The sequence below is a fragment of the Pandoraea sp. CB10b_02 genome (genome assembly GCF_002216225.1).
GTDB lineage: Bacteria > Pseudomonadota > Gammaproteobacteria > Burkholderiales > Burkholderiaceae > Pandoraea > Pandoraea nosoerga.
In genome coordinates this window covers 59,583-86,371 of the sequence record NZ_NJGW02000009.1, presented here as the reverse complement: position 1 = coordinate 86,371, position 26,789 = coordinate 59,583, and the positions used below count along the sequence as shown (strand labels likewise).

Genomic DNA, 26,789 nt, shown 5'->3' with positions numbered 1-26,789 from the left:
GTAAAAATTTGCGCTGCTTGGCACAACGCGGCGATTTCAGGAAGGAAAATATCGTTTCACATCAAGAAATAAAATAGTTATGTACTTGATTTTTAATGATAAAAAATATCAAATAAAACCGTAATTCGTCCTGTTGCGTTGCATGACAAATCCCTAAACTCTTATACAAGACCTGCCAATTTGGAGACGCCGCGAGCGGTCAACCCAGACCCCCGGCGAGGACCAGGCAGCAAGAGTCACCCTCTTATTTGTATCGAGAAACCAGGAGAGATCATCATGACGACGCGTCAAGAGCAAGTGAAGCAACTCGAGCAGGACTGGGCGAACAATCCGCGCTGGAACGGTATCAAGCGCGGCTACACCGCCGAGGACGTGGTGCGCCTGCGCGGCTCGCTGCAACCGGAGCAGACGCTGGCCCGTCGCGGCGCCGAGCGCCTGTGGAACATGATCAACGAGGAGCCGTTCGTCAACGCCCTCGGCGCGCTCACCGGCAATCAGGCCATGCAGCAGGTCAAGGCCGGCCTGAAGGCCATCTACCTGTCGGGCTGGCAGGTCGCCGGCGACGCCAACCTTGCCGGCGAAATGTATCCGGACCAGTCGCTCTATCCGGCCAACTCGGTGCCCCAGGTCGTGCGCCGCATCAACAACACCTTCACGCGCGCCGACCAGATTCAATGGTCGGAAGGCAAGAATCCGGGCGACGAAGGCTACATCGACTACTTCGCTCCGATCGTGGCCGATGCCGAAGCCGGCTTCGGCGGCGTGCTCAACGCGTTCGAGCTGATGAAGGCAATGATCGAAGCGGGCGCCGCCGGCGTTCACTTCGAAGATCAGCTCGCCTCGGTCAAGAAGTGCGGCCACATGGGGGGCAAGGTGCTCGTGCCGACGCGCGAAGCCGTGGCCAAGCTCGTGGCGGCGCGTCTGGCCGCCGACGTGCTCGGCGTGCCGACGGTGCTCATCGCCCGTACCGATGCCGAAGCGGCGGACCTCATTACCGCCGACGTCGATCCGCTCGACCAGCCGTTCTGCACCGGCGAGCGCACGGTCGAGGGCTTCTACCGCACGCGCAACGGTCTCGATCAGGCCATCGCGCGCGGTCTGGCCTACGCGCCGTATGCCGATCTGGTGTGGTGCGAGACGGGCAAGCCGGACCTCGAGTTCGCCAAGCAGTTCGCAGAAGGTATTCACAAGCACTTCCCGGGCAAGATGCTCTCGTACAACTGCTCGCCGTCGTTCAACTGGAAGAAGAACCTCGACGACGCGACCATCGCCAAGTTCCAGAAGGAACTCGGCGCCATGGGCTACAAGTTCCAGTTCATCACGCTGGCCGGTTTCCACAGCCTGAACTACTCGATGTTCAACCTGGCACACGGCTATGCCCGCCGCCAGATGAGCGCCTTCGTCGAGCTGCAGGAAGCCGAATTCGCCGCCGCCGACAAGGGCTTCACGGCGGTCAAGCACCAACGCGAGGTGGGCACGGGCTACTTCGACGCCGTCACGCAGACGATCGAGCGCGACGCATCGACCACGGCCCTGAAGGGTTCGACGGAGGACGAACAGTTCTTCGACGAGAAGAAGGCGCAAGTCAAGGCAGCCTGACCGGGCTGAGGGAGGGCGCGGTGCGCCCGCCCGTGACGATGCGCGTGGGGGCGCGTCGTCGCGGCGCGCAACGCACGGCGCCATGACTGCGCACCCGGCCTATCCGGCCGGAGCGGCGCGAGCCGCGGTCCCGTCGCGGCGAGCGTCGCAATGCACGCCTGACGAGAAAAGGCCCACGAGCTTATCCGGCTCGCGGGCCTTTTTTCATTCGCGTGTCGCGACGCCGCGCCGTCGACGCGCGGCGGTTACCGATAGACGAGAACGGGAATCTTGGAGTGCACGAGAACGCGCTGTGTCTCGCTGCCGAGCAGCAGGCTGGTGAGGCCTCGCCGGCCGTGAGAGGCCATCAGGATGACGTCGCAGCCGTGACGTTCGGCCGCGTCGATGATGCCGAGATAGGGGGCTGGAAAGGTGGAACTGTCGCGATCGAAGGGCACTCCTGCGGCCGCGGCCGCTTCGGCCAACTTGTCGAGGTGTGCGCAAGCCTCCTCGGCAATGCGTTCGCTGAACGTGGCGGGCGCCTCGAGTACGTATTCGCTGAACGGCGAATAGGGATATTCGGCAAGGCAGCAATAGCCGGTCACTCTCGCGCCCAGCGCTCGCGCCAACTCAAGTCCACCGGTGACGGCCTTCTCGGAGAGCTCCGAGCCGTCGGTCGGAATGAGGATGTGGGTAAACAACATATGACCTCCCGCTGTTTGCGTTGCTGAACACGCGTTCACAGGCTCGCGCAGGTATTACGGTCTTGCACCCAGCCCGTTGCGGCGCTCTGTCAACGGACCCTTCGCTTCGATTCTATGGCTTTGGCGCGGCGCAACAACGGGGGCAAACCCGAGGCTGTTGACACCCTGGCATCTCCAGTAAAGCGCACGGCGCGCGCCCCGGCGCTGCCTGCGTGTCCGCTTGCGCGGAAAACGCTGGAATTCGATACGCCCGGCCGACATCGTCGGCATTCCTCATCCGTGCATGAGACGCGCGATGCGTGACAAACGTTCCGGCCCGGCCCGGGCCGGCATCAGGGCATTGTGTTGCCGGCCGGGAGTTCGTCTTGCCAGTAGGCCGAGCGGCTGTAGTGATGCTTGAGATGATCGATGAACAGCCGTACACGCAGGGGCAGATGGCGCCGCTGGGGGAACACGGCGTGAATGCCGATAGGAGGCGCCGCGAATTCGTCGAGCACGGTGACCAGGCGCCCTGCGCGAATGTCGTCGCCGACCTCCCACCACGACCGCCACGCAAGTCCGTGCCCGTCCAGACACCAGTCGTGCAGCACGGCGCCGTCGGTGCACTCCATGTTGCCGCTCACGCGAATGGTGACGACCTTGCCCGCTTGCGAGAACGTCCAGCCGCGTTGTTGATTGGCGGTCGATCCGAAGGCGAGGCAATTGTGGCGGGCGAGGGCGTCGAGCGACTCGGGACACCCATGCCGCGCAAGGTAGCGCGGCGCCGCCACGCACACGCGCCGGTTCTCGCCGAGTCGCAGCGACACGAAGCTCGAGTCGGGCAACTCGCCGAGGCGGATGGCGCAATCGAAGCCTTCGTTGACGAGATCGACGAGGCGGTCGGAAAGGTCGAGCGTGAGCGTGACGTCGGGGTGCGACTCGATGAACACGGGCAGCAGCGGCGCGACGTGTCGACGGCCGAAACCCGCCGGGGCCGAGATACGGAGGTGGCCGCTCGCCTTCACGCCGCCTGCCGAGACCGCCGCTTCGGCGTTGTGCATCTCGTTGAGAATGCGCTGGCAGTCCTCGAGAAAGGCTGAACCTTCGAACGTGAGCGTGACGCGTCGCGTCGTGCGCACGAGCAGTTTCACGCCGAGCCGGGCTTCGAGCGCGTCGATGCGCCGGCCGATGACGGCGGGCGCCACGCCTTCCATTGCCGCGGCTGCCGAGAGACTTCCCTTCGCGGCCACGGCCACGAACGTTTCGAGCTGTTTGAAGCGATCCACGCGGGGATTATGTACTTAAAAGTAAAAGATAAAGTGATTTGACCGATCTTTTATGCCACTGGCAATGAATAATACAATCGGTCAGCAATGACAAGTCTCTGAGAGTGATACCCGGCTTATGGCTTCGCGTATTCAGGCAGTGATCTTCGACGCGTATGGCACGCTGTTCGACGTGTATTCCGTCGCCGCGGCGGCCGAGCAGCAATTCCCCGGTCACGGGGCGGCGCTGGCCGAGCTGTGGCGCGCCAAGCAGATCGAATACACGCAACTGCGGACGCTGAGCGGCCCGCGCGGCGAGCGCTATCGGCCGTTCTGGGAGATCACTGCCGATGCGCTGCGCTATGCCGCCGCGCGTCTGGGCCTCGTGCTCACGCCCGTTGCCGAGAAGCGGCTGATGGACGAGTACACGTGCCTGTCCGTGTTTCCCGAGAACCCGCCCGTGTTGCGCGCGCTGCGTGCGATGGGGCTGCGTCTCGGTGTGCTATCGAACGGCAATCCGCAGATGCTCGACGTCGGCTTGAAGAGCGGGGGTATCCATGACCTGTTCGATCACGTGCTGTCGGTCGACGCGGTCCGCAAATACAAGACGGCGCCCGAGGCTTATCAGCTCGGACCTGACGCGTTCGGCCTGCCGGTCGACGCCATCGTTTTCGTCTCCAGCAACGGCTGGGACGCGGCCGGCGCCACCTGGTTCGGTTACCCGTCGTTCTGGGTGAACCGCGCCGGATGGCCGGTCGAACAACTCGGCGTGACGCCGCAAGGGATGGGGCGCGACATGCGCGACTTGCAGCGGTTCGTCGAGGCATTGACGGGAGCGCGCGCCTGACACCCGCGTGGTGTGAGGCCTCGTGCAAAGCCCCTGACGTTCTTCCTTGCGGCGCACTCCCTTACATAAATCAAGAGAGCTGGAGATCCTGATGCCCCTGATGCTGCCCCCCGGCATGCAATTGCATGTCGATGCCAAGACCGATATCCGTCCCGAGTACGAAGCGATCCTGACCCCCGAGGCGTTGGCGTTCATCGCCAAGCTGCATCGCGCGTTCGAGCCGCGTCGCCAGGCGTTGCTCGCCGCGCGCGCGGCGCGCGCCGCCCGTCTGGACGCCGGTGAAGTGCCCGACTTCCTGCCCGAGACACAATCGATTCGCGACGGCGACTGGCGCATTGCGCCGCTGCCGGCCGCACTGCAATGCCGCCGCGTGGAAATCACCGGCCCGGTCGAGCGCAAGATGATCATCAACGCGCTGAATTCGGGGGCGGACAGCTATATGACCGACTTCGAGGACTCGAACACCCCGAACTGGCACAATCAGTTGCAAGGCCACATCAACGTGCGCGATGCCGTGCGCGGCGTGATCAGCCTCGAGCAGAACGGCAAGCACTACAAATTGAACGACAAGGTCGCCACGCTGATCGTGCGCCCGCGCGGCTGGCATCTCGACGAGAAGCACGTGAGCGTGGACGGCGCGCGCATGTCGGGCAGCCTGTTCGACTTCGGCCTGCACTTCTTCCACAACGCCAGGGCGTCGCTCGAGCGCGGCTTCGGACCGTACTACTACCTGCCCAAGCTCGAAAGCCACCTCGAAGCGCGTTTGTGGAACGACGTCTTCGTGCTCGCTCAGAGCGAACTCGGCGTGGCGCAAGGCACGATCAAGGCGACCGTGCTCGTCGAGACGATCCTCGCCGCGTTCGAGATGGACGAAATCCTGTACGAGCTGCGCGAGCACAGCGCGGGCCTGAACGCAGGCCGCTGGGATTACATCTTTTCCTGCATCAAGAAATTCAAGGTCGACGCCGAGTTCTGTCTGGCCGAGCGCAGCCGCATCACCATGACCGTGCCCTTCATGCGCGCTTATGCGTTGCTGCTGCTCAAGACGTGTCATCGTCGCGGCGCACCGGCCATCGGCGGCATGAGCGCGCTCATTCCGATCAAGAACGATCCGCAAGCGAACGAAAAGGCGATGGCCGGCATTCGCGACGACAAGGCGCGCGATGCGACCGATGGCTATGACGGCGGCTGGGTGGCGCACCCGGGGCTCGTGCCGGTGGCCATGGAAGCGTTCGTGAAGGTGCTCGGCGATCGCCCCAACCAGATCGACAGGCAACGCGACGACGTGAACGTCAAGGGTCGCGATCTGCTCGAGTTCAAGCCCGAGGCGCCGATCACCGAGGCCGGTCTGCGCAACAACATCAACGTCGGCATTCACTATCTGGGTGCGTGGCTTGCGGGCAACGGCTGCGTGCCGATTCACAACCTGATGGAAGACGCGGCGACTGCCGAGATCTCGCGCTCGCAGGTGTGGCAGTGGATTCGTTCGCCCAAGGGCAAGCTGGAAGACGGCCGCAAGGTGACGGCCGAGCTGGTGCGGGAGCTGGTGGCGCAGGAGCTCGCGAAGGTCAAGGAAATCGTCGGACAGGGCGCGCCCACGTATGATCGCGCCGCGGTGATCTTCGAGCAGATGAGTACGAGCGAGGACTTCGTCGACTTCCTCACGCTGCCGCTGTACGAAGAAGTGTGACGCCCGCACGCTGAGCCGGCGCGCACCACCCGGACTACGGGCGGTGCGCGCGGGCTGGAGCACGGCTCGAGCAGGGCTCGAGCGGGGCGGGCCGGACGATGGCAGCATCGTCCCATTTCCGTCGATGGGCGTCCTTTGTCTTGTTTGCGGCACCGCGCTACACTGGACTTCACGTATTCGCCCCCGCCGGCGCCCGGCTTGGGCGAAGCCGTTCGTCCCAGCCGCCCCCGCTCACGAGAGGATGCCGATGTCAGCCGATTTTCCCGACGATGCGCCCCATGACGCGAGAACCGACGCTCACGCCATTGCGCCGGTGTCGCCGCGAACGCCGCGCGCTCCGGGGCGGGTCATCGAGGCGCGGCCGACGTCGCTGCGCGGCGCTTACCCGCCCATCGAGCCGTTCGAGAGCGGGCAGCTCGACGTGGGCGACGGTCACACGCTCTACTGGGAGCGGTGCGGCAATCCGCTCGGCAAGCCGGCCGTGTTTCTGCACGGTGGCCCGGGCGGTGGCTGCTCGCCGGAGCACCGGCGCCTGTTCGACCCCGAGAAGTACTGCGTGACCCTGTTCGATCAGCGCGGGTGCGGGCGCTCGTTGCCGCATGCCTGCCTCGAACACAACACGACGTGGGACCTGGTGGACGACATCGAACGGCTGCGCGCGAAGTTCGGTTATGACCGCTGGCTCGTCTTCGGCGGTTCCTGGGGAAGTACGCTGGCGCTGGCCTATGCGCAGACGTACCCGATGCGGGTGAGCGAACTGGTGCTGAGGGGCGTCTTCACCGTGCGGCGCGAGGAGTTGCAGTGGTACTACCAGAAGGGGGCGTCGTGGCTGTTCCCGGATCGCTGGGAGAGGTTCCTCGCGCCGATTCCGCTCGAGGAGCGCGGCGATCTGATGCGCGCCTACCAGAAGCGGCTGACGAGTCCGGACGAGGCGCTGCGGGTCGAAGCGGCGCGAGCGTGGAGCCAGTGGGAGGGCAGCACGATCACGCTGTTGCCCGACGAGTCTCTCACCGAAGCGTTCGGCGATCCGTACTACGCGATCGCGTTCGCGCGCATCGAAAATCACTACTTCGTCAACGACGGCTTTCTCGCGCCGAATCAGCTCATCGACGGGGCGTCGGCGCTGCGCGACATTCCCGGCGTGATCGTGCAGGGGCGCTACGACGTGGCCACGCCCGCGCGCACGGCGTGGGAGTTGCACAAGGCCTGGCCCGAGGCGGACTTCTACTGGGCGCCCGATGCGGGACACGCGTTCAGCGAGCCGACCATTCTGCACTGGCTGATCGAGGCCACGGACCGGTTCGCGCGCGCCTCGTGAGGCGTTCGCCGGGTCGCCTCACGCGGACAAAGAAAAACCCCGGCTTCGACGAGGCACGCCGACGTTCGGGGTTTGGGTTTTGATGCGGGCGGGCGAGGCGCCGAGCGTCTCGTCGGATGTCTTGCCGGACAGCGCCCCGACGCCTCGTTCGGGCCGGGACGCGCCAAGAACGCTCAGTCGCCGCGACGCTTGTTGAAGCCGCCGCCATTGCCACCGTTTCGATGGCCGAAGCCGCGATCCTGGCGTGCGGCGCCAAAGTCACGGCCGCCGCGATCCTGGCGATAGCCGCCTTCGAACGAACGGCCGCTTCGCTCCTGGCGATTGCCGTCGAACGGGCGCGGCGAACGACGCTCGAAGCGGTCGGTGCTGCTGCCGTTCGAGAAACCGTTGCCGGCATTGCCGCCGGCGCTGTGCTGGTAGCCGCCGTGAAAGCCGTTGCTCTCGCGACGCTCGAACGGGCCGCCGGCCGGCTTGCCGCCGCCGAAACGCTGGCCGCCCTGATAGCCGCCACCGCCATTACCGCCATGACTGCCGCCAGCGCCGTTACCGCCCTGGCTGGCGTAGCGCGGGCCGTTGCTGTTCCAGCGACCGCCGCCGTTGCCCTGGCCGTGACGCGGACCGCCGCGACCCTGGCCCGGACGCTTGCCGCCCGCACCCGCCTTGGGCGGCGCACGGCGCGGCTCGAAACCGGCCACGACGTTGACCGGCAGCGGCTGGCGCGTATAGCGCTCGATGCGGCGCACCGCGCCGATTTCGGCGTGTGCGGCGAGGCTCACGGCGACACCGCGGCGGCCGGCACGGCCGGTACGGCCGATACGGTGTACGTAGTCCTCGGCGAACTTCGGCAGGTCATAGTTGAACACGTGCGTGATGCCCGGCACGTCGATGCCGCGCGCCGCCACGTCGGTGGCGACGAGCACGCGCACGCGGCGCTCGCGAAGCGCACGCAGCGTGCGGTTGCGCACGCCTTGCGGCATGTCGCCGTGCAGCGCGGCGCTGTCGAACCCGGCTTGCTCGAGCTGATCGGCCAGCAGGTCGGCGTCGCGCTTGGTCGACGTGAACACGATGGCCTGATCGAGCGCGTCGTTGCCGAGCAGGTGCGTGAGCAGACGGTCCTTGTGGGCGCGATCGTCCACGTAGTGCAGCGTTTGCTCGATGTTGGCGTTGGTGCGCTGCTCGGTGCCGCGCGTGATCTCGATGGTCTCGGGATCGCGCAGCAGACGGCGGGTGATCTCGCCCATGCGAGCGTCGATGGTCGCCGAGAACAGCAGCGTCTGGCGCGATTCGGGCGTGGCGTCGACGATGGTCTGGATATCGTCGATGAAGCCCATGTCGAGCATGCGATCCGCTTCGTCGAGCACGAGCATCATCAGTTGCGACAGGTCGATCTTGCCGCTGGCGATGTGATCGAGCAGGCGGCCCGGCGTCGCCACGACGATCTCGGGCTGCTTGGCCAGCATTTCGAGCTGGCGCGGGTAGGGCATGCCGCCCAGGATGCTCACGGTGCGCAGCCGGCGCAGTTGCTTGCCATACGTGTCCGCGGCGCTCGACACCTGTTGCGCGAGTTCGCGCGTCGGCGTGAGCACGAGCAGCAGCGGTTGGGCGGCCACGCGGCGAACGCGCTGGCCCTTGCGCGGCTTCTCGCCCGGCGCGGCCGGCTGATTGCGCGGATGCGCGGCCGGGGCGCGGCCGTTGAGCTCGCCGCTGGCCTGCATCTCGGCGAAGCGATGGATGGCCGGCAGCATGAAGGCGGCCGTCTTGCCGGAACCCGTCGGGCTCGACACCAGCAGATCGCGCCCGGCGAGCGCGGCCGGAATGGCGCGCTGCTGCACGGGCGTGGGATGGTGGTAGCCGGCGGTGGCGAGTGCCGAGAGAATGGCCGGGTTCAGGCCGAGCTCGGCGAACGTGGGCTTGCCGTCGTCGTTGCCCGCGGTTGCAGCGTCAACGGTGGCGTCGGCATTTTCTTCGGACGTAGGGAAATACGTCTGCGCGAGCGCAGACAGCTTGGAAGTCTGTTCCATGAATCCTCTTGCGGATGGATAGGTTGTGTCGGGGCGTTGGCGCCAATCGGCAAACCCAATTCGTCGCAAGCAGGAAGCAAATCGCGGATGGGGCAGAAAGCGGATCGTAATCCGTATCGTAAGCCAGGGACGGCGGCGGGTCGTTCGCGATTCATTCGTGGCGAACGCCAGTGCCGGCAAGCACTACTACGGCTTATCACAGAATTGGGGCAAAACGCGGTTTTTCGTCGCCTGACGGGAAATTGCGTAGGGTCCCGCTAAGCGAAGCGCGGATTATACCTGGTTTTTTGGAAAAGTGCACGTTCGGATTTTCACGGGGGATGAGAGGGCGGACGGCGAGCCGCGTGGCGCCCGCGGCGGCGCGCGCATCCTGCAAGCTCGCGATCCCGCTAGGTCGCGCGCCGTGTGGCCGATTACAATAGCGCCATGTCTTCGATTACGTTTCTCGCTCTCGATACCTCGACCGAATTCTGCTCGGTCGCCGTATATCGCCACGATCCTGCCAGCGGCGCTCCGGCCCTCGTCGTCGAGCGTCACCTCGATACCGGTCCGGTTTCCAGCACTCACATCCTGCCCGCCGCGCGCGAGGTGCTGCGTGAGGCGGGCGTTGCGCTCGCCGGTTGCGACGCGATCGCGTTCGGCGCCGGCCCCGGCTCGTTTACCGGGCTGCGCACCGCATGCGGCGTGGCGCAGGGGCTCGCATTCGGCGCCGGACTGCCGGTGGTGCCCGTCGGCACGCTCCTGGCCTGCGCCGAGGCGGCTCGCGCGTCGCGTGCCGACGCCCGGCGTGTGCTCGTTGCGCTCGATGCCCGCATGAACGAAGCGTATTGGGCCGACTACGCCTGGGATGCCGCGGCGGGCGAATGGCAAGAGGTGCGGGCTCCATCGCTCGACGCCGCAGAGCAGGTGCGCGCGCCCGACGCGGCCTTCGTCGTCGCGGGCAACGCCGCGACTGCGTTCGGCGAGCGTCTGCAGGCGGCTGCCGCGGCGCAGGCCGTGCTGGCCGACGCCATGCCGCGCGCACGTTACGTCGCCGAACTGGCGGCCCGCGCGTTCGCGCGCGGCGAGGCGATTCCCGCCGATCAGGCCATGCCGGTGTACATCCGCAACAAGGTGGCGCAGACGACGGCCGAGCGCGAGGCGATCAAGGCGGCCGCGCCCGGCGGCGGCAAGGGAGCGTCGTGATGCGCCAGAGCGGGCCGAACCACTTTTCACCGATGACGATGGCCGATCTCGACGAGATTCTCGCCGTCGAGGTGCGCGCCTATCCGTTCCCGTGGACGCGCCAGAACTTCGCCGATTCGCTTGCCGCCGGACATCACGGGGTTTGTCTGCGGGCGGTCGACGGTACGCTGCTCGGCTATTTCCTGCTGATGCCGGTGGTGGACGAGGCGCATCTGCTCAACGTCTGCGTCACACCCGAGATGCAGGGCAACGGACTGGGCGTGCAGTTGCTCGAAGAAGTCGTGCGCGTCTCGCGCGCGCAGGGAATGGGCGGCGTGCTGCTCGAGGTGCGCCCGTCGAACCTGCGCGCGCTGCGCATTTACGAGCGTTTCGGCTTCGAGCAGATTGGCCGTCGCAAGGGATACTATCCGGCGAGCGGGCGTCGTGAAGACGCTATCGTGATGCGCCTGTCGTGGGAGACCGATCGTGCCGTGGCCTAAAGCGATTCTGGAAGAGTTCGGGCTTTGGCCGGTGTGGGTGCCGCAAGGTGCCGCATCCCTTGTGGCCGACGCGCAAGCCGACGGCGGGGCGACGCTTGCTGCGCCCGACGCTATCGCGCGGGCGACGAACGCCATGCGCGCAGCGAGCCCTGCACAGGCGGACGAACTGCCGCCGTGGGACGTGACGCCGGTCGCCGCGACTTCGGCGCGCACGGCGACGATGGCGCCGCCTGCCGCCGTTCGCCCGGCGGCCCGGGCTGCCGGGCCGGATGCTGCGTCCGATCATGCGTCCGATGGGGCGGCGCGCGGCACCCAGCGCCGCATGGGCGCTGCGCCGCCCGACGACATTCCGATGTGGCTCGACGCCGATGGCAGCGGCGACGGCGACGCGGCGGCCGATGCGGCCCTGTGGTCGATCATGCGCGAGGCCGGCGAGGCCGGTCAGGCGAGCGGTGCGGCGGCGCGCCTGGCCGTACCGGCGCTCGACACGCTCGACTGGGACGCGCTGACCGAGCGCGTGTCCAATTGCCGTCTGTGCGGCCTGTGCGAAAAGCGCACGCAGACGGTGTTCGGCGTGGGCGATCGCGAAGCCGACTGGCTGCTCGTGGGCGAGGCGCCCGGGCAACAGGAAGACCTGCAGGGCGAGCCATTCGTCGGACAAGCGGGTAAGCTGCTCGATAACATGCTGCGCGCGGTAACGCTGCGGCGCGGCGAGAACGTGTATATCGCGAACGTGCTCAAGTGCCGTCCGCCGAACAACCGCGATCCGGAACCCGGCGAAGTGACGAACTGCGAGCCGTATCTGAAGCGGCAGGTGGCGTTGCTCAAGCCGCGGGTGATCGTGGTGATGGGGCGCTTCGCGGCGCAGAGCATTCTGCGCACGCAGGCGAGCATTGCCAGCCTGCGCGGGCGCGTACACGAGTACGAAGGGGTGCCGGTGATCGTGACTTATCATCCGGCCTATCTGTTACGCAGTCTGCCCGACAAGGCCAAGGCCTGGACGGATTGGTGCCTGGCGCGGGCTACCTACGAGGCAGTGTGCGAATCGACTCCGGCCAACAAGCCTATGGCGAACTGATGCAAGCGCTGCGCGAGGCGCCGGTGCGCGACCTCGCGTGGTTGTTGCTGTCTGCCGATTTGCTCAGTGCCGCGCGCTTTCCCGCGGCGCTTGCCCACTTCGACGGCGTCCACGCCGCGGCCGAGACGTCGCCGCCATCGGGACCGTCATCGCGACCATCATCGGGACCGTCATCGCGACCGACATCACCGCCACTGCCATCGCCATCCTCGCCAGCGCCGCAAGCGCCCGGCACGTCGCCGCCCGGCGATTTTGATCCCGGTCCCGATCCCGGTTCTGCTCCCGATCCCATCTTCCATTCCCGCGACCTGCACGACTGGCTGCTCGCCTGCGACGCCGATTCGCGGCCGTTGCGCGAATTTCTCGCGCGCGGCGAGAGTCACCGGCTCGGCCGTTATGCCGAACAGTTGCTGCACTACGCACTGCTGCACAGCCCGCGCTTCGAACTGCTCGCGGCCGGCCTTCAGGTGCGCGACGCGCGGCGTGGCAACATGACGCTCGGCGAATGCGACTTCCTGCTCGAGCGTCGCGCCGACGGCCGGCTGCTGCATTGGGAACTGGCCGTGAAGCTGTATCTGTTCGTTCCCCCGGCCGCGTCGGCCCCGCTCGACGAGCGCGCCGTGCAATTTCACTGGCTCGGGCCGAACCTCGCCGACAGCTTCGCCGACAAGGTCGCGCGATTGCTCGGACACCAGCTGCGGCTCACGACCCTCGACGCTGCCCGCAGTGCGTTGCCGGCGGCCGGCCCGTGGCTGCCGCAGGTGTACCTCAAGGGCTGGTTGTTCCATCCGCTCACGCAGCCCGTGCAGTTGCCGCAGGCGGCCTCCGAGACGCACGGCAGGGGCTGGTGGGCGACGCTCGACGAGTGGTGGGCGCACGCGCAATCGGCCGCGCCCGCGGGCGCGTCGTCTCCTGCGCGTGCGTGGGCCATGCTGCCGCGCGCGCGCTGGCTGGCGCCTGCGCGCGTTGCGGCGTCCCGCGCATGCTCGCTCGTCGAGATGCACGAGCGCATCGAGGCGCACTGGCGCGAGCGCGGCGTCGCCGAGCCGCTGCTCGTCGTCTCGCTCGCACGCCGCGAGGGCGTTGAGAAGCCCGGCGCAGCGGACGATTGGTTCGAATGCGAGCGCGGCTTCATCGTGCCGGATTTCTGGGCGCCGCGAGCGAGGCATCGCATCGAGGAGTTGAGCGAGCGCGCCGAGGCGGCTGCGCAACGCGCGCTCGCACGCACCGCCGAAGACAGCGCGCCGTCGATCTGACGGCGGCGGCAGGGCGCCGGGCTTGCAGACGTGAGAGGCGAACGTGAGAGGGGCGAACGCGCGGCGCGTTCGCCGACACGCGCTACGGCTTCGGCCAGATCGCGTGGAAGTGATGAACGGGGCCGATGCCGTGCCCGACGCGCAGCGCGTCGCTGGCCGCGAGTGCGCCGCTCAGGTAGGCCTTGGCGTCGCGCACGGTGCTTGACCAGTCTTCGCGACGTGCACGCAAGGCGGCGAGTGCGGCCGAAAGCGTGCACCCGGTGCCGTGCGTGTTGTGAGCGGCAATGCGCGGCGCGTTGAAGCGCTCGACGCCGCTGGCGCTCACGAGCCAGTCCGGGCTCAGGTCGCTCGCCAGATGTCCGCCCTTGACGAGCACATGGCGAGCGCCGAGCGAGCGCAGCGCCTGCGCCTGGCGCTCCATCCCGGCTTCGTCCGTCGCAGGCGCCACGCCCAGCAACGCGGCGGCCTCGGGCAGGTTCGGCGTGATCAGATCCGCGAGCGGCAGTAATTCGTCGCGCAATGCCGCGACGGCGTCCGGTTGCAGCAGCGCGTGTCCGCTCTTCGAAATCATCACCGTATCGAGCACCACGAAGCGCGGCTTGTACCGCCGCAGGCCGGCGGCCACCGCACGCACGACGTCGGCGTTCGCGAGCATGCCGAGCTTTACGGCGTCGACTTCGAGATCCTGAAACACGGCGTCCATCTGAGCCGTGACGAAACTCGCAGGCGGCGTGTGGATGCCCGTCACGCCTTGCGTGTTCTGCGCGGTGAGCGCCGTGATGACGCTCGCCCCGTATGCGCCGAGCGCGCAAAAGGTCTTGAGATCGGCCTGGATGCCGGCCCCGCCGCTGGAATCCGAGCCGGCGATGGTGAGGGCGATAGGGGCGGACGACTGACGCAAATCCATATCAATGCTTGACTTCGCCAATGAGCGCGACCGAGTCGAATTCGCGCTGATTGGCCTGGTGGCGCTTCATGACGAGCCACATCGTGCCCGAGACGAACACACCGAAGAGGATGATGACGACCCCGACCGGCACGTTGCACCAGATCAGCAGGGCGTAGAGGCACAGCATGATCAGCACCGACAGGTTTTCGTTGAAGTTCTGCACGGCGATCGAATGGCCGGCCGAGAGCAGCACGTGTCCGCGGTGTTGGAGCAGGGCGTTCATCGGCACCACGAAGAAGCCGGCGAGCGCGCCCACGATGATCAGGAAGATGTACGCGATGATCAGGTACAGCGGCATCTTCCACTCGGTGCCCCAGGGCAGAAGGTCCTTCGAGAAGAACGCCATGGCCATGACGGCGACGCCCATGGCGATGCCCACGGGCAGCACGGACAGCGAGCGCTTGAGCGGAATGCGCGAAGCCGCCACGATGGCGCCAATGGCCACGCCCACGGCCGACACGGCCTGCAGGATCGCGCCTTCGGACAGCGTCATGCCGAGCGCCTTCTCGGCCCAGCGCAGCACGATGAACTGCAGCGTCGCGCCGGCGCCCCAGAACAGCGTGGTCACGGCGAGCGAAATCTGACCGAGCCTGTCGCGCCACAGCGTGACGAAGCAATCGGCGAAATCCGAGACGAGCTTGATCGGATTGCGTTCCTGGCGCGCATAGCGCGCACCGGTATCGGGAATGCGCAGATTGAACAGTGCGGCGATCACGTAGATGCCCATGATGACCACCATGGCGGCCATCGCGGGCGAATTGATGACCTCGGGCGTGCGCTGCAGGATCCACTCGGAGACGTGCGGGCTGATGAGCGCACCGCCGAGCACCGTGCCCAGAATGATCGAGCTCACCGTCAGCCCCTCGATCCAGCCATTGGCCGCGACGAGCTTCTCCGCGGGCAGCAATTCGGTGAGAATGCCGTACTTCGCGGGCGAGTAGGCCGCGGCGCCGAACCCCACCACGCCATAGGCGATGAGCGGATGCGAGCCGAACAGCATCATCAGGCAGCCGGCTACCTTGATCGAGTTGCTGATGAACATCACCCGGCCCTTGGGCATCGAGTCGGCGAACGCGCCCACGTAGGCGGCGAGAATGACGTAGGAGAGAACGAAGAAGAGTTTGAGCAGCGGGGTCATCCACTGCGGGGAATGCAAGTCTTTCAGGAGTGCGATTGCGGCGATGAGCAATGCATTGTCGGCCAGCGACGAAAAAAACTGCGCGGCCATGATGGTGTAAAAGCCTTTCTTCATCGGTACTTGAGTCGATCCCGTGCGGCGTAAAACTTGCGTGTCTCGGTTGTCGGAATCCGCGGCGCCCTCCGCAGGCGCCTTAACGGGAAGAAACCGGGCTTAAACACAGGGGTATCTGCGCTCATCCAGCCTTCAAATGTCGTCAAACGACCGTATGCTCGGTCTTGGAGTCCCCGTGTCGGGCGCCCGGTCGCCCTCGGTCTGAGACCGATATTCTTGTCGGGATAAAGATTTCGGCAAAACAAGTTGTGCGCACGGCTTTATAACACGAAAATATGCCGATGCGTTATGCCGCCGGCCTGTGCCGGCGAGCTTCTCCTCCCGTTGCCGAACCTGCCATGCCTCGTCCCATCAAAGTCTCGATTCATACCGCAGCCCTTGCCCACAATCTCGACGTCGCCCGCCGCCATGCGCCCGCCGCGAAGGTGTGGGCGGTCGTCAAGGCCAACGCCTACGGGCACGGCATCGAGAACGCCTATCCCGGATTGCGCGACGCCGACGGCTTCGGCCTGCTCGACCTCGACGAGGCCGTCCGTTTGCGCCAGCTCGGCTGGGCCGGCCCCATTCTGCTGCTAGAGGGATTCTTCACGCCGGACGACCTGGCCGTCGTCGACGAGTACGGTCTGACGACCACCGTGCACTGCGACGACCAGTTGCGCATGCTCGAGACGGCGCGGCTCACCAAGCCGGTCAACGTGCAGCTGAAGATGAATTCCGGCATGAATCGCCTGGGTTTCGCGCCCGAGCGTTTTCGTGCCGCGTGGGAGCGTGCCCGCGCGATTCCGTGCGTGAGCCAGATCGTGCTGATGACTCACTTCTCCGACGCCGACGGCCCGCGAGGCATCGAGCACCAGATGGAAGCGTTCGAGCGCGGCGCGCGCGACGTGCCCGGCGAGCGCAGTCTCGCCAATTCGGCGGCCACACTGTTTCATCCGGGCACGCACGGTGCCTGGGTGCGTCCCGGCATCATGCTCTATGGGTCGTCGCCGAAGGGCGTCGAGGTGAGCGCCGCGTCGCTCGATCTGCAGCCGACGATGACGCTCGAAGCCTCGCTCATCGGCGTGCAGGACGTGCCCGCGGGCGGCACGGTCGGCTACGGCAGCCTCTTTACGGCCGAGGCGCCGATGCGTGTCGGCACGGTCGCGTGCGGTTATGCCGACGGTTATCCGCGCGTGGCGCCCACGGGCACGCCGGTGCTCGTCGACGGCGTGCGCACCCGCACGGTCGGTCGCGTGTCGATGGACATGCTGGCCGTCGACCTCACGCCGGTGCCGCAGGCGCGCGTAGGCTCGAGCGTTACGCTGTGGGGCCGCGGGCTTAGCATCGACGAGGTGGCTGCCGCGGCTGGCACGCTCGGCTACGAGTTGATGTGTGCGGTTGCGCGCCGCGTTCCGGTGCACGCCAACTGAACCACGGAACACCGGGACGGGATCGCAAACGCATGGCCAAAGCCAAGACTGTCTACCTCTGCACCGAATGCGGTGGGCAAACGCCCAAGTGGGCCGGTCAGTGCCCCAACTGCAACGGCTGGAATACGCTCGTCGAGTCCGTGGCGGAAACGTCGACCGGCCACCGCTATCAGTCGCTCGCCAAGAGCACGCCGGTGCGCAAGCTCGCGCAGATCGAAGCGGCGGACGTGCCGCGCTTTTCGAGCGGCGTGAGCGAATTCGACCGCGTACTCGGCGGCGGCCTCGTGGCCGGCGGGGTGGTGCTGATCGGCGGCGATCCCGGCATCGGGAAGTCGACGCTGCTGCTCCAGTCGCTGGCGCATCTGTCGCGCGAGCGCCGCGCGCTCTACGTGAGCGGCGAGGAATCCGGTGCGCAGATTGCGTTGCGCGCGCAGCGACTCGGCCTGGGGGCGTCGGGCGAGGGCGGCGGCGAGCTCGATCTGCTCGCGGAAATCCAGCTCGAGAAGATTCTCGGGGCGATGGATTCGGAGAAGCCCGACGTCGTCGTCATCGACTCGATCCAGACCATCTATTCCGAAGCGCTGAGCTCCGCGCCCGGCTCGGTGGCGCAGGTGCGCGAGTGCGCCGCGCAGCTCACGCGCGCGGCCAAGCAAAGCGGCGTGACTGTCATCATGGTCGGTCACGTGACGAAGGAGGGCAGTCTGGCCGGGCCACGCGTGCTCGAGCACATCGTCGACACCGTGCTGTATTTCGAAGGCGACACGCACTCGTCCTATCGTCTCGTGCGCGCATTCAAGAACCGCTTCGGCGCCGTGAACGAACTCGGCGTGTTCGCGATGACCGAGAAGGGGCTGCGCGGTGTGGCGAACCCCTCCGCGCTGTTCCTCTCGCAGCACGAGCAGAGCGTGCCGGGCTCGTGCGTGCTCGTCACGCAGGAGGGCACGCGCCCGTTGCTCGTCGAAGTGCAGGCGCTCGTCGACACGGCGCAGGTGCCGAACCCGCGGCGTCTGGCGGTCGGGCTGGAGCAGAACCGTCTGGCCATGCTGCTGGCGGTGATGCATCGCCACGCGGGCATCGCGTGCTTCGACCAGGACGTGTTTCTCAATGCCGTGGGCGGCGTGAAGATTTCCGAGCCGGCGGCCGATCTTGCGGTGCTGCTCGCGATCCATTCGTCGCTGCGCAACAAGCCGCTGCCGCGCGGCATCGTGGCGTTCGGCGAAGTCGGTCTGGCGGGGGAAATCCGGCCGAGCCCGCGAGGGCAGGAGCGCCTCCGGGAGGCCGCCAAGCTCGGCTTCTCGATTGCGGTCATCCCCAAGGCGAACGCACCGAAGCAACCGATCGACGGGCTCGAAGTCCACGCCGTCGACCGTCTGGAGCAAGCGATTTCGGTGGTCGCCGGGATGTAACGGCGGCGAAGTGTGTCGTCGCAGGCAGGCAAGGGGGCGGCAGGGGCGCGGGGACGAACGGCTCGCCCTGCCGCGCTCGGCCGCTATCAGGCGATCTGCTCGAGCGCTTCCTGCGTTTCCAGCCACTCGGCTTCGACCGCCGACAGCTTCGCGGCGACATCCGCCTGCTGCCTGAGGCTCTCGGTGAGCAGCGCCTTGTTCGACGCGTCGTATGTCGCGCTGTCGGCGAGCAGCGCGTCGAGCCGGGCCTTTTCTTCCGACAGTGCCGCCATCGACGCTTCGAGCTTCTCGATCTTGCGCTGCAGCGGCTTGCGCAACTGCGACAGGCGCTGGCGTTCCTGCGCTTCGGCGCGCTTCTGGTCCTTGCGCGTGACGCCGTCTGCACCGTCGGCGCCCTCCGCACCCTCACTGTCGTCGGCTTCGCCGCGCATCTGGCGTGCGGCCGCGCGCTGCTCGGCCGCGTGCTGCAGCAGCCAGTCGCGATAGTCGTCAAGATCGCCGTCGAACGGCTTGACTTCGCCACCGGCCACGAGCAGGAACTGATCGGTCGTCGCGCGCAGCAAGTGCCGATCGTGCGAGACGAGAATCAGCGTGCCGTCGAATTGCGCGAGCGCCATCGTGAGCGCATGACGCGTTTCCAGGTCCAGGTGGTTGGTCGGCTCGTCGAGCAGCAGCAGATTGGGCTTTTGCCAGATGATGAGCGCCAGGGCCAGGCGGGCCTTTTCCCCGCCCGAGAAAGGTGCGATGGGCGAGGTGGCCATCTCGCCGCGGAAATTGAAGCCGCCGAGAAAGTCGCGCAGCTCCTGCTCGCGCGTGTCGGGCGCGAGGCGCTGCAGATGCTGCAGCGGCGAATCGTCGTGACGCAGCGTCTCCACCTGGTGCTGGGCGAAGTAGCCGATCTGCAGCCCCTTGCCGGTCTTCACCGTGCCGGCCAACGGCGCGAGCGTGCCCGCAAGCGTCTTGATCAGCGTCGACTTGCCCTGGCCGTTGGCGCCGAGCAAGCCGATGCGCTGCTCGTTTTGCACCGACATCGTCACATGCGGCAGGATGATCCTTTCGGAGCCGTCGTCGAGCGCGTAGCCGCAGCGCACGGCATCGAGCACCAGCATCGGGTTCGGTGCGCTGTCGGCCGCCCGGAACTCGAACGTGAACGGTGAGGCTACATGCGCGGGCGCGATGCGCTCCATCTTCTCGAGCGCCTTCATGCGGCTTTGCGCCTGACGCGCCTTCGTGGCCTTGGCCTTGAATCGCGAGATGAACGATTCGAGATGCGCGATCGTCTTTTGCTGTTTCACGAACGCGCTTTGCTGCAACGCCAGTTGCTGGCCGCGCAAAATCTCGAACTGGCTGTAGTTGCCGCCATAGCGCTTGATCTGCTGGTTCTCGATATGCAGGGTGACGTTGCAGACTTCGTCGAGAAACTCGCGATCGTGCGAGATCACGATGAGCGTGCCCGCGTAGCGCCTGAGCCAGTCTTCGAGCCAGACGATGGCGTCCAGATCCAGGTGGTTGGTCGGCTCGTCGAGCAGCAGAAGATCGGACGGACACATGAGCGCCTGCGCCAGATTCAGGCGCATGCGCCATCCGCCCGAGAAGCTCGCCACCGGCAGCTGCGTCTGCGCCAGTGTGAATCCCAGGCCGAGCAACAGCGCCTCGCCGCGCGCCGGCGCGGTGTAGCCGTCGGCGTCGGCGAACGCCGCGTGCGCCTCGGCCTGTGCGTGGCCGTCGTGGGCCGCTTCGGCCGCGGCAATGGCCGCTTCGATCTCGCGCAGACGGGTGTCGCCGTCGAGCACGTAGTCGAGTGCGGTGCGCTCGACGGCGGGCGTTTCCTGCATGACGTGGGCAACGCGCCAACTGGCCGGCACGAGAACATCGCCGCCGTCGGCGTGCAACTGACCACGCAGCAGCGCGAACAGCGTGGACTTTCCGGCACCGTTGGCGCCGACGAGGCCGACGCGTTCGCCGGGATTGAGCGTGACGGAGGTGTCCTCGAAAAGCGGCTTGGTGCCGCGCGCGAGCGTGAGGTGTTCGAATCGGATCACGAGATAGCGGTATGAATGCGGGCGAGGCCGCCTCTGGGCGGCCAAACGCGCATTTTACCGGGTGGGGCGGTCCCGGCGGAAATCCATTGCGCCAGCCACGCCCGCACGCCTTGTCGCGACACGCCGGCGAGCGTCAGAGAATCGGCGCGAAGAGCCGCGCCACGCGCATCACGAGTTGGCGCCACCTCGGCACTTTCCGAAAGTCGTCCTTGTCGAGCAGCGCGGCGCGCGCGAAGTCATTGGCCAGCATGGATGCCACGCCGTCGGCGAAGGCGCGATCGACCGTGAGCAGCATGAGCTCGAAGTTGAGGCGCAACGACCGGTTGTCGAGGTTCGCGCTGCCCACGGCCGCGGCGCTGTCGTCGATGAGCACGACCTTCTGATGGACGAAGCCGTGCTGGTAGCGATAGACCTGGATGCCGCTGCGCGCCGCCTCGAAGGCGTATGACGTGGTCGCCTCGAACACCACGTAGTGGTCGGCCCGGTCGGGGATCAGCAGCCGAACGTCCACGCCGCGCAGCACCGCGAGCCGCAGGGCGGAGAAGACTGCTTCGTCGGGCACGAAGTAGGGCGTGGCGAGCCATACGCGCTTTTGCGCGGCGTTGATGAGCGTCACGAAGAACAGCGACGATGTCTCGAGCCGGTCGGCGGGGCCGCTCGGCACCACCTGGCAGTGCATGTCCTCGCCCGAGGCGGCCGGCTGACGGTTGAGCTCGGGCACCGTGCCCGTGCTCCAGTGCCAGTCTTCCGCGAAGGCGCGCTGGATGCCCACGACAGCCGGACCGCGCACCGAAACATGCGTGTCGCGCCACGGCGCGAGCGGCGGCCTTTCGCCGAGATACTCCACACCGACGTTGTGCCCGCCCACGAACGCCTCGTTGCCGTCGACGACGACAATCTTGCGGTGGTTGCGGAAGTTCAGCTGGAACCGATTGACGATGATGCCGCGCCTGGCCGCCGCGAATTCATGCACGAGGACGCCGCCCTCGCGCAGCTTCTCGCAATAGCTGCGCGGCAGGTCGTGGCTGCCGATGCGATCGTAGAGAAAGTAGACCTTGACGCCCGTTGCGGCGCGCGCGAGCAGGCGGGCGGCAAGTGCGCGTCCGAGCGCATCATCCTTGACGATGAAGAATTGAACGAGGATGTAGTCGCGCGCGCGGTCGATGGCGGCGAAGACGGCCTCGAACGTGGCGCGCCCGTTCACGAGCAAACGCACATGGTTGCCCGCCACGAACGGCATGCGCGTCATGGCGGTGAGCGCGGCGAATTCGGGGTGGGCGTCGATCGAAACGGGCGGCTCGCCGGTCCACTGGATTTCGCCCATGCGCGACTGCAGCGCTTCGTTGCGTGCACGCCGCGCTTCGACGTAGCCGACGAACTTCGAGCGTCCGAGAAAGAGATACGGGATGAGCGTGAGGTACGGCATCGTCGTGAGCGATACCGCCCACGCGACAGCGCCCTGCGACGTGCGCACCGTCAGGACCGCGTGGATCGCGGCGATGATCCCCAGTGCATGGATACAGGCCACGCCAAAGCCGACGTCGAGCCAATTGAGCACCATGACGGACTTCTTTCCTCCCAGCCAAGAGTCGAGCCGACTCGGGACCCCGAGTGTAACCGGGGTGTGTCGACTTGGGCGAGGGGGGCGGCGATGCCACCGTCCCGAGAGCAGCGAGTGCGGCGACAGCCGCGATCGCAGCGGCCGGGCGCCGTGCTGGCGACCGTTCGCTTACGGCAGGTCGGCCGCGTGCACCAGGAACACCATGTCGTCGCCCGCGCTGGTGGCGAGCCACGTCATGGGCAGATCAGGGAACGCGGCCTCGACGAAAGCGCGCTCGTTGCCGATTTCCACGATCAGCACGCCATCGTCGCTCAGGCGCTCGCGTGCGCCCGCGATGATGCGCCGGACCACGTCCATGCCGTCGTCGCCACCGGCGAGCGCAAGGCGCGGTTCGTGACGATATTCGGCCGGCAGCGCTTGCATCGAACCCTCGTTCACATAGGGCGGGTTGGTCAGGATGACCTCATAACGCCTGCCCTCGGGCAGCGGCGCATACAGATCGCCCAGATGCAGCGCGACGCGGTCTTCCAGCGCGTAATCGGCCACGTTGATCCTGGCCACGGCGAGGGCGTCGGGGGAGATGTCCACGGCGTCGATGTGCGCCGCGGGGAAGGCTTCGGCGGCGAGAATGGCGAGGCAGCCCGAGCCGGTGCACAGTTCGAGCACGTCGGTCACGTCCTCGGCATGGTTGACCCACGGCTGCAGCGCGTCTTCGAGCAGTTCGCCCAAGAACGAGCGCGGCACGATCACGCGTTCGTCGACGTAGAAGCGCCGGCCGTGCATCCATGCTTCGTTGGTGATGTACGAGGCGGGCACGCGCTCGCCGGCACGGCGATTGATGACCGACAGCGCGCGCTCGATCTCCTCGGGCAGCAGCCGCGCGTCGAGAAACGGCTCGAGCGTGTCGATGGGCAGGTGCAGCGTGTGGAGCAGCAGATACGCGGCTTCGTCGTATGCGCTGGCGCAGCCATGGCCGAACGCGAGCCCGGCCTCGTTGAAACGCGACACGGCGTAGCGCAGCAGGTCGCGCAGCGTCCGAAACGGGTGAGAGGAATGCGCGTGCATGGTCATCAGGCCACCAGACGCGCGAGTACGCCGCGATAGATGTTCTTGAGCGGCTCGATGTCGGCCACCGCGATGTGCTCGTCGATCTTGTGGATGCTCGCGTTGCACGGGCCGAACTCGATCACCTGCGGGCAGATGCGTGCGATGAAGCGGCCATCGGACGTGCCGCCGGTCGTCGACAGCTCCGTCTCCAGCCCCGTTTCCTCGCGGATCGCGCCACACAGCGCTTCGGAGAGCTCGCCGCGCGGCGTGAGGAACGGCTGGCCGCTGATCGTCCAGTCGAGCGTATAGGTCAGGCCATGGCGGTCGAGCAATTCGTGCACGCGCTGCTGGAGGCCCTCGGACGTGCTCGCCGTCGAGAAGCGGAAGTTGAACATTACAGTGAGTTCGCCGGGGATGACGTTCGTCGCGCCGGTGCCCGCGTGAATGTTCGAGATTTGCCACGTGGTGGGCGGGAAGTACTCGTTGCCTTCGTCCCACACGGTCTGGGTGAGTTCGGCCAGCGCCGGGGCGAACAGATGTGTCGGGTTCTTCGCCAGATGAGGGTACGCGATATGACCTTGCACCCCCTTGACGACGAGCTTGCCCGACATCGATCCGCGCCGGCCGTTCTTGACCATGTCGCCCAGACGCCGGCTCGAGGTCGGCTCGCCGACCACGCAGTAATCGAGCCGCTCGCCGCGCGCCTGGAGCGCTTCGACGACTTTGACCGTGCCGTCGGTGGCCGGACCTTCCTCATCGCTGGTGAGCAGGAAGCCGATGGCGCCGGCGTGATCCGGATGCTGGGCGACGAATTCCTCCGAAGCGACCACGAATGCGGCCAGCGACGTCTTCATGTCGGCCGCGCCGCGACCGTAGAGCATGCCGTCGCGGTGCGTCGGGGCAAACGGGTCCGAGTGCCATTGCTCGAGCGGGCCGGTCGGCACCACGTCCGTGTGGCCGGCGAAGACGAGCAGCTTGCCGTCGGTGCCGCGCGTGCCGCGCTTGAGCGCCCACAGGTTCGTCACGCCGTTCGACGCGATGGTCTCGCACGCGAAGCCGATCGCGGCCAGCCGGCGCGCCAGGATCGTCTGGCAGTCGCGGTCTTCGGGCGTCACCGAGTGACGGGCGATCAGTTGCTCGGTAAGCGCGAGCGTGGCGCCTTGGGAGGAAGTCATGAAGTCAGAATCGTGAAGCGTAACTGTCGGGCGTGAAGCCCACGGAAACCTTGCCGTCGGCCACCAGCACGGGGCGCTTGATGAGCGACGGGTTTTCGATCATCAGGGCGCGCGCCGCCGGCACCTCGGCCGCCGCGGCCTGCTGCTCCGGCGAGAGCTTGCGCCACGTGGTGCCCCGGCGATTGAGCAGCGTGGCGAGCGGCACCTGCGCGAGCCAGAGGTCCAGCATTGCGTCGCTCACGCCCGCCTTCTTGAAGTCGTGAAAGTCATACGCCACGCCGTGCTCGTCGAGCCACGTGCGCGCCTTCTTCACGGTATCGCAGTTGGGAATGCCGTACAGCACTGCCGTCATGCCTGGACTCCTGATGTCGCTGTTACAAAAAAAGCCGGCGGGCGAGGTCCTCGCACTCGCCGGCATCCTGCGCGCTGGCTTACTCGCCGCGCAGCAGATCGTTGATGGCGGTCTTGGCGCGCGTTTGCGCATCCACCTTCTTGACGATCACCGCGCAGTACAGGCTGTACTTGCCGTCCTTCGAGGGCAGGTTGCCCGGCACGACGACCGAGCCGGCCGGCACGCGGCCGTAGTGAACTTCACCGGTTTCGCGATCGTAGATCTTGGTCGACTGGCCGAGGTACACGCCCATCGAAATCACCGAGTTCTCTTCGACGATCACGCCTTCGACGACTTCCGAGCGCGCGCCGATGAAGCAGTTGTCCTCGATGATGACCGGGTTGGCCTGCAGCGGCTCGAGCACGCCGCCGATGCCCACGCCGCCCGAGAGGTGGACGTTCTTGCCGATCTGGGCGCACGAGCCGACGGTGGCCCACGTGTCGACCATCGTGCCTTCGTCGACGTAGGCGCCGATGTTGGTGTAAGACGGCATCAGCACGACGTTCTTGCCGATGAACGAGCCGCGGCGCGCCACGGCCGGCGGCACGACGCGAAAGCCCCCGCGTGCGAAATCTTCGGCGGTGTAGCTGGCGAACTTGCTCGGCACCTTGTCGTAGAACTGGCTGAAGCCGCCGGCCGGCATCACGGCGTTGTCTTCCAGGCGGAACGACAGCAGCACGGCCTTCTTGACCCACTGGTTCACGATCCACTGACCGTCCCGCTTCTGGGCCACGCGCAGCGCGCCCTTGTCGAGTTCGGCGATGACGTGGGCGACCGCCTCACGCACGTCGGCGGGCGCCGACTTGGCCGAGATCTCGGCACGGTTTTCCCAGGCTTGGTCGATGGTGGTTTGCAGTTGTTGCGACATGGCGAGAATCAGTTGCAGTGAGTAATTAAAGGGATTGGCAGAACTGCACGATGCGCTGCGCGCCTTCGGTGCATTCGTCCACATCGGCCACGAGGGCGATGCGAACGTAGTTCTCGCCCGGGTTGGTGCCGTGCGCCGCGCGGCCCAGATACGACCCGGGCAGTACGGCCACATTGTATTGCGCCAGCAACTGGCGCGTGAATTCCGTATCCGACAGGCCGGTCTTCGCGTCGACCCTGGCCCACAGATAGAAACCGGCGTCCGGCAGGCGCACGTCGAGCACTTGCGCGAGCATCGGCGTGACCGTCTGGAATTTCCTGAGGTACTTGCTGCGGTTCAGGCGCACGTGCGCTTCGTCGTTCCACGCGGCGATGCTCGCGGCCTGCACGGCCGGGCTCATCGCGCAGCCGTGGTACGTGCGATACAGCAGGAATTTCTTGAGGATGGCGGCGTCGCCGGCGACGAAGCCCGAGCGCATGCCCGGCACGTTCGAGCGCTTGGACAGGCTCGAGAACACCACCAGGCGCTCGAAGCCGCGCCCGAGCTGATGCGCCGCGGCCAGGCCGCCCAGCGGTGCGTGCTCTTCGTCGAAATAGATCTCGGAGTAGCACTCGTCCGAGGCGATCACGAAACCGTACTGGTCAGACAGTTCGAACAGGCGCTTCCAGTCCTCCAGACCCAGTACCGCGCCGGTCGGGTTGCCCGGCGAGCACAGGTAGACGAGTTGGACGTCGCGCCAGACGTCGGCGGGCACGGCGTCGTAGCTCGGCGCGAAGTTGCGTGCCGGATCGCTGTCGGCGTAATAGGGCGTGGCGCCGGCGAGCAGCGTCGCGCCCTCGTAGATCTGATAGAACGGGTTCGGGCACAGCACGCGCGCGCCGGGCTTGCTGCCGTCGACCACAGCCTGTGCGAAGGAGAACAGCGCCTCGCGCGAGCCGGTCACCGGCAGCACCTCGGTGGCCGGGTTCACGTTCGGCAGCGTGTAGCGCCGCTCCAGCCATTGCGCGATGGCCGCGCGCAGCGGCTCGCTGCCCGCCGTGGCGGGGTAGTTCGCAAGGCCGCCCAGCCCTTCGATCAGGGCTTCCTTGATGAACTGCGGCGTCGGGTGCTTGGGCTCCCCGATACCGAAGCTGATGGCCTTGAAGGCGCTGGCGGGCGTGACATCGGCCACCAGCGACTTCAGGCGTTCAAAGGGGTAAGGCTGGAGCTTGTCGAGTAATGGGTTCACGAGATTCAAACAGACTCAGGACTAGGGTTCGCGCTGTGGCGCGATTCGATTCGAGGCAATT

Annotated in this window: 22 protein-coding genes; 10 read left to right on the top strand and 12 right to left on the bottom strand. The window is 66.7% G+C overall.

Features of this window, described 5'->3' with window-relative positions; translation table 11 throughout:
• Positions 1-276 precede the first annotated feature (276 nt).
• Positions 277-1,599 (top strand): isocitrate lyase, encoded by a 1,323-nt coding sequence (aceA, locus tag CDN36_RS11750; protein ID WP_150555913.1) that lies wholly within the window; start codon positions 277-279, stop codon positions 1,597-1,599.
• A 245-nt stretch (positions 1,600-1,844) separates the two neighbouring features.
• Here the strand turns inward: aceA and CDN36_RS11745 are convergent, their stop codons facing one another.
• Together CDN36_RS11745 and CDN36_RS11740 are read right to left on the bottom strand one after the other, a co-directional pair.
• Complete coding sequence (locus CDN36_RS11745) at positions 1,845-2,279, bottom strand: universal stress protein (protein ID WP_174966385.1); 435 nt, start codon at positions 2,277-2,279, stop codon at positions 1,845-1,847.
• Between the two features lie 335 nt (positions 2,280-2,614).
• Positions 2,615-3,547 carry a LysR family transcriptional regulator gene (locus tag CDN36_RS11740; RefSeq protein ID WP_287496808.1) on the bottom strand — a complete coding sequence of 311 codons (933 nt, stop codon included), beginning with the start codon at positions 3,545-3,547 and terminating at the stop codon, positions 2,615-2,617.
• A gap of 118 nt (positions 3,548-3,665) precedes the next feature.
• Here CDN36_RS11740 and CDN36_RS11735 point away from each other — a divergent pair, with 118 nt between their 5' ends.
• The 3 genes from CDN36_RS11735 (at position 3,666) to pip (ending at position 7,381) form a co-directional block, all read left to right on the top strand.
• A complete protein-coding gene (locus CDN36_RS11735) occupies positions 3,666-4,373 on the top strand; it encodes a haloacid dehalogenase type II (protein WP_287496807.1) in 708 nt (235 codons plus the stop codon).
• Between the two features lie 91 nt (positions 4,374-4,464).
• Complete coding sequence (gene aceB / locus CDN36_RS11730; protein WP_287496806.1) at positions 4,465-6,063, top strand: malate synthase A; 1,599 nt, start codon at positions 4,465-4,467, stop codon at positions 6,061-6,063.
• Positions 6,064-6,304: 241 nt separating this feature from the next.
• Positions 6,305-7,381 (top strand): prolyl aminopeptidase, encoded by a 1,077-nt coding sequence (gene pip, locus CDN36_RS11725; RefSeq protein ID WP_287496805.1) that lies wholly within the window; start codon positions 6,305-6,307, stop codon positions 7,379-7,381.
• Positions 7,382-7,554: 173 nt separating this feature from the next.
• On the opposite strand, the gene CDN36_RS11720 is transcribed toward pip, so the two are convergent.
• Positions 7,555-9,402, bottom strand: coding sequence for a DEAD/DEAH box helicase (locus CDN36_RS11720; RefSeq protein ID WP_287496804.1), 1,848 nt, complete (start codon positions 9,400-9,402; stop codon positions 7,555-7,557).
• 426 nt (positions 9,403-9,828) lie between these two features.
• Here CDN36_RS11720 and tsaB point away from each other — a divergent pair, with 426 nt between their 5' ends.
• Genes tsaB through CDN36_RS11700 form a run of 4 tightly spaced genes read left to right on the top strand, consistent with a single transcriptional unit; the run spans position 9,829 to position 13,400 of the window.
• A complete protein-coding gene (gene tsaB / locus CDN36_RS11715) occupies positions 9,829-10,587 on the top strand; it encodes a tRNA (adenosine(37)-N6)-threonylcarbamoyltransferase complex dimerization subunit type 1 TsaB (RefSeq protein WP_287496803.1) in 759 nt (252 codons plus the stop codon).
• On the top strand, positions 10,587-11,066 hold the full coding sequence (gene rimI, locus CDN36_RS11710; protein WP_150555906.1) for a ribosomal protein S18-alanine N-acetyltransferase: 480 nt from the start codon (positions 10,587-10,589) through the stop codon (positions 11,064-11,066). Before tsaB ends, rimI begins: the two co-directional genes overlap by 1 nt.
• Positions 11,053-12,144, top strand: a complete 1,092-nt coding sequence (locus tag CDN36_RS11705; RefSeq protein WP_287496802.1) for a uracil-DNA glycosylase — start codon at positions 11,053-11,055, stop codon at positions 12,142-12,144. Before rimI ends, CDN36_RS11705 begins: the two co-directional genes overlap by 14 nt.
• A complete protein-coding gene (locus CDN36_RS11700; RefSeq protein ID WP_287496801.1) occupies positions 12,105-13,400 on the top strand; it encodes a DUF1853 family protein in 1,296 nt (431 codons plus the stop codon). The genes CDN36_RS11705 and CDN36_RS11700 overlap by 40 nt, the downstream gene beginning before the upstream one ends.
• 82 nt (positions 13,401-13,482) lie before the next feature.
• On the opposite strand, the gene thiD is transcribed toward CDN36_RS11700, so the two are convergent.
• Both thiD and lplT read right to left on the bottom strand, forming a co-directional pair.
• Positions 13,483-14,307: a bifunctional hydroxymethylpyrimidine kinase/phosphomethylpyrimidine kinase gene (gene thiD, locus CDN36_RS11695; RefSeq protein ID WP_150555903.1), complete on the bottom strand. Its 825-nt coding sequence runs from the start codon at positions 14,305-14,307 to the stop codon at positions 13,483-13,485.
• A gap of 1 nt (position 14,308) precedes the next feature.
• Positions 14,309-15,601: a lysophospholipid transporter LplT gene (lplT, locus tag CDN36_RS11690; protein WP_287496800.1), complete on the bottom strand. Its 1,293-nt coding sequence runs from the start codon at positions 15,599-15,601 to the stop codon at positions 14,309-14,311.
• A gap of 338 nt (positions 15,602-15,939) precedes the next feature.
• On the opposite strand from lplT, the gene alr reads away from it, so the two are divergent.
• Positions 15,940-17,010: an alanine racemase gene (gene alr, locus CDN36_RS11685; protein WP_150555901.1), complete on the top strand. Its 1,071-nt coding sequence runs from the start codon at positions 15,940-15,942 to the stop codon at positions 17,008-17,010.
• Positions 17,011-17,042: 32 nt separating this feature from the next.
• Positions 17,043-18,416 (top strand): DNA repair protein RadA, encoded by a 1,374-nt coding sequence (gene radA, locus CDN36_RS11680; protein WP_150555900.1) that lies wholly within the window; start codon positions 17,043-17,045, stop codon positions 18,414-18,416.
• 86 nt (positions 18,417-18,502) lie between these two features.
• Here the strand turns inward: radA and CDN36_RS11675 are convergent, their stop codons facing one another.
• From CDN36_RS11675 to dapC, 7 genes are all read right to left on the bottom strand, one after another.
• Positions 18,503-20,458 (bottom strand): ATP-binding cassette domain-containing protein, encoded by a 1,956-nt coding sequence (locus CDN36_RS11675; protein ID WP_150555899.1) that lies wholly within the window; start codon positions 20,456-20,458, stop codon positions 18,503-18,505.
• A gap of 133 nt (positions 20,459-20,591) precedes the next feature.
• Positions 20,592-22,019 carry a cardiolipin synthase gene (cls, locus tag CDN36_RS11670; RefSeq protein ID WP_150555898.1) on the bottom strand — a complete coding sequence of 476 codons (1,428 nt, stop codon included), beginning with the start codon at positions 22,017-22,019 and terminating at the stop codon, positions 20,592-20,594.
• A 168-nt stretch (positions 22,020-22,187) separates the two neighbouring features.
• Complete coding sequence (gene prmB / locus CDN36_RS11665; protein ID WP_150556012.1) at positions 22,188-23,084, bottom strand: 50S ribosomal protein L3 N(5)-glutamine methyltransferase; 897 nt, start codon at positions 23,082-23,084, stop codon at positions 22,188-22,190.
• Between the two features lie 5 nt (positions 23,085-23,089).
• Positions 23,090-24,241: a succinyl-diaminopimelate desuccinylase gene (gene dapE / locus CDN36_RS11660; protein ID WP_150555897.1), complete on the bottom strand. Its 1,152-nt coding sequence runs from the start codon at positions 24,239-24,241 to the stop codon at positions 23,090-23,092.
• Between the two features lie 4 nt (positions 24,242-24,245).
• Positions 24,246-24,593, bottom strand: coding sequence for an ArsC family reductase (locus CDN36_RS11655; RefSeq protein ID WP_150555896.1), 348 nt, complete (start codon positions 24,591-24,593; stop codon positions 24,246-24,248).
• A gap of 79 nt (positions 24,594-24,672) precedes the next feature.
• Positions 24,673-25,500, bottom strand: coding sequence for a 2,3,4,5-tetrahydropyridine-2,6-dicarboxylate N-succinyltransferase (dapD, locus tag CDN36_RS11650; protein ID WP_287496799.1), 828 nt, complete (start codon positions 25,498-25,500; stop codon positions 24,673-24,675).
• A gap of 25 nt (positions 25,501-25,525) precedes the next feature.
• Positions 25,526-26,728, bottom strand: coding sequence for a succinyldiaminopimelate transaminase (gene dapC, locus CDN36_RS11645; RefSeq protein ID WP_287496843.1), 1,203 nt, complete (start codon positions 26,726-26,728; stop codon positions 25,526-25,528).
• Positions 26,729-26,789 lie beyond the last annotated feature (61 nt).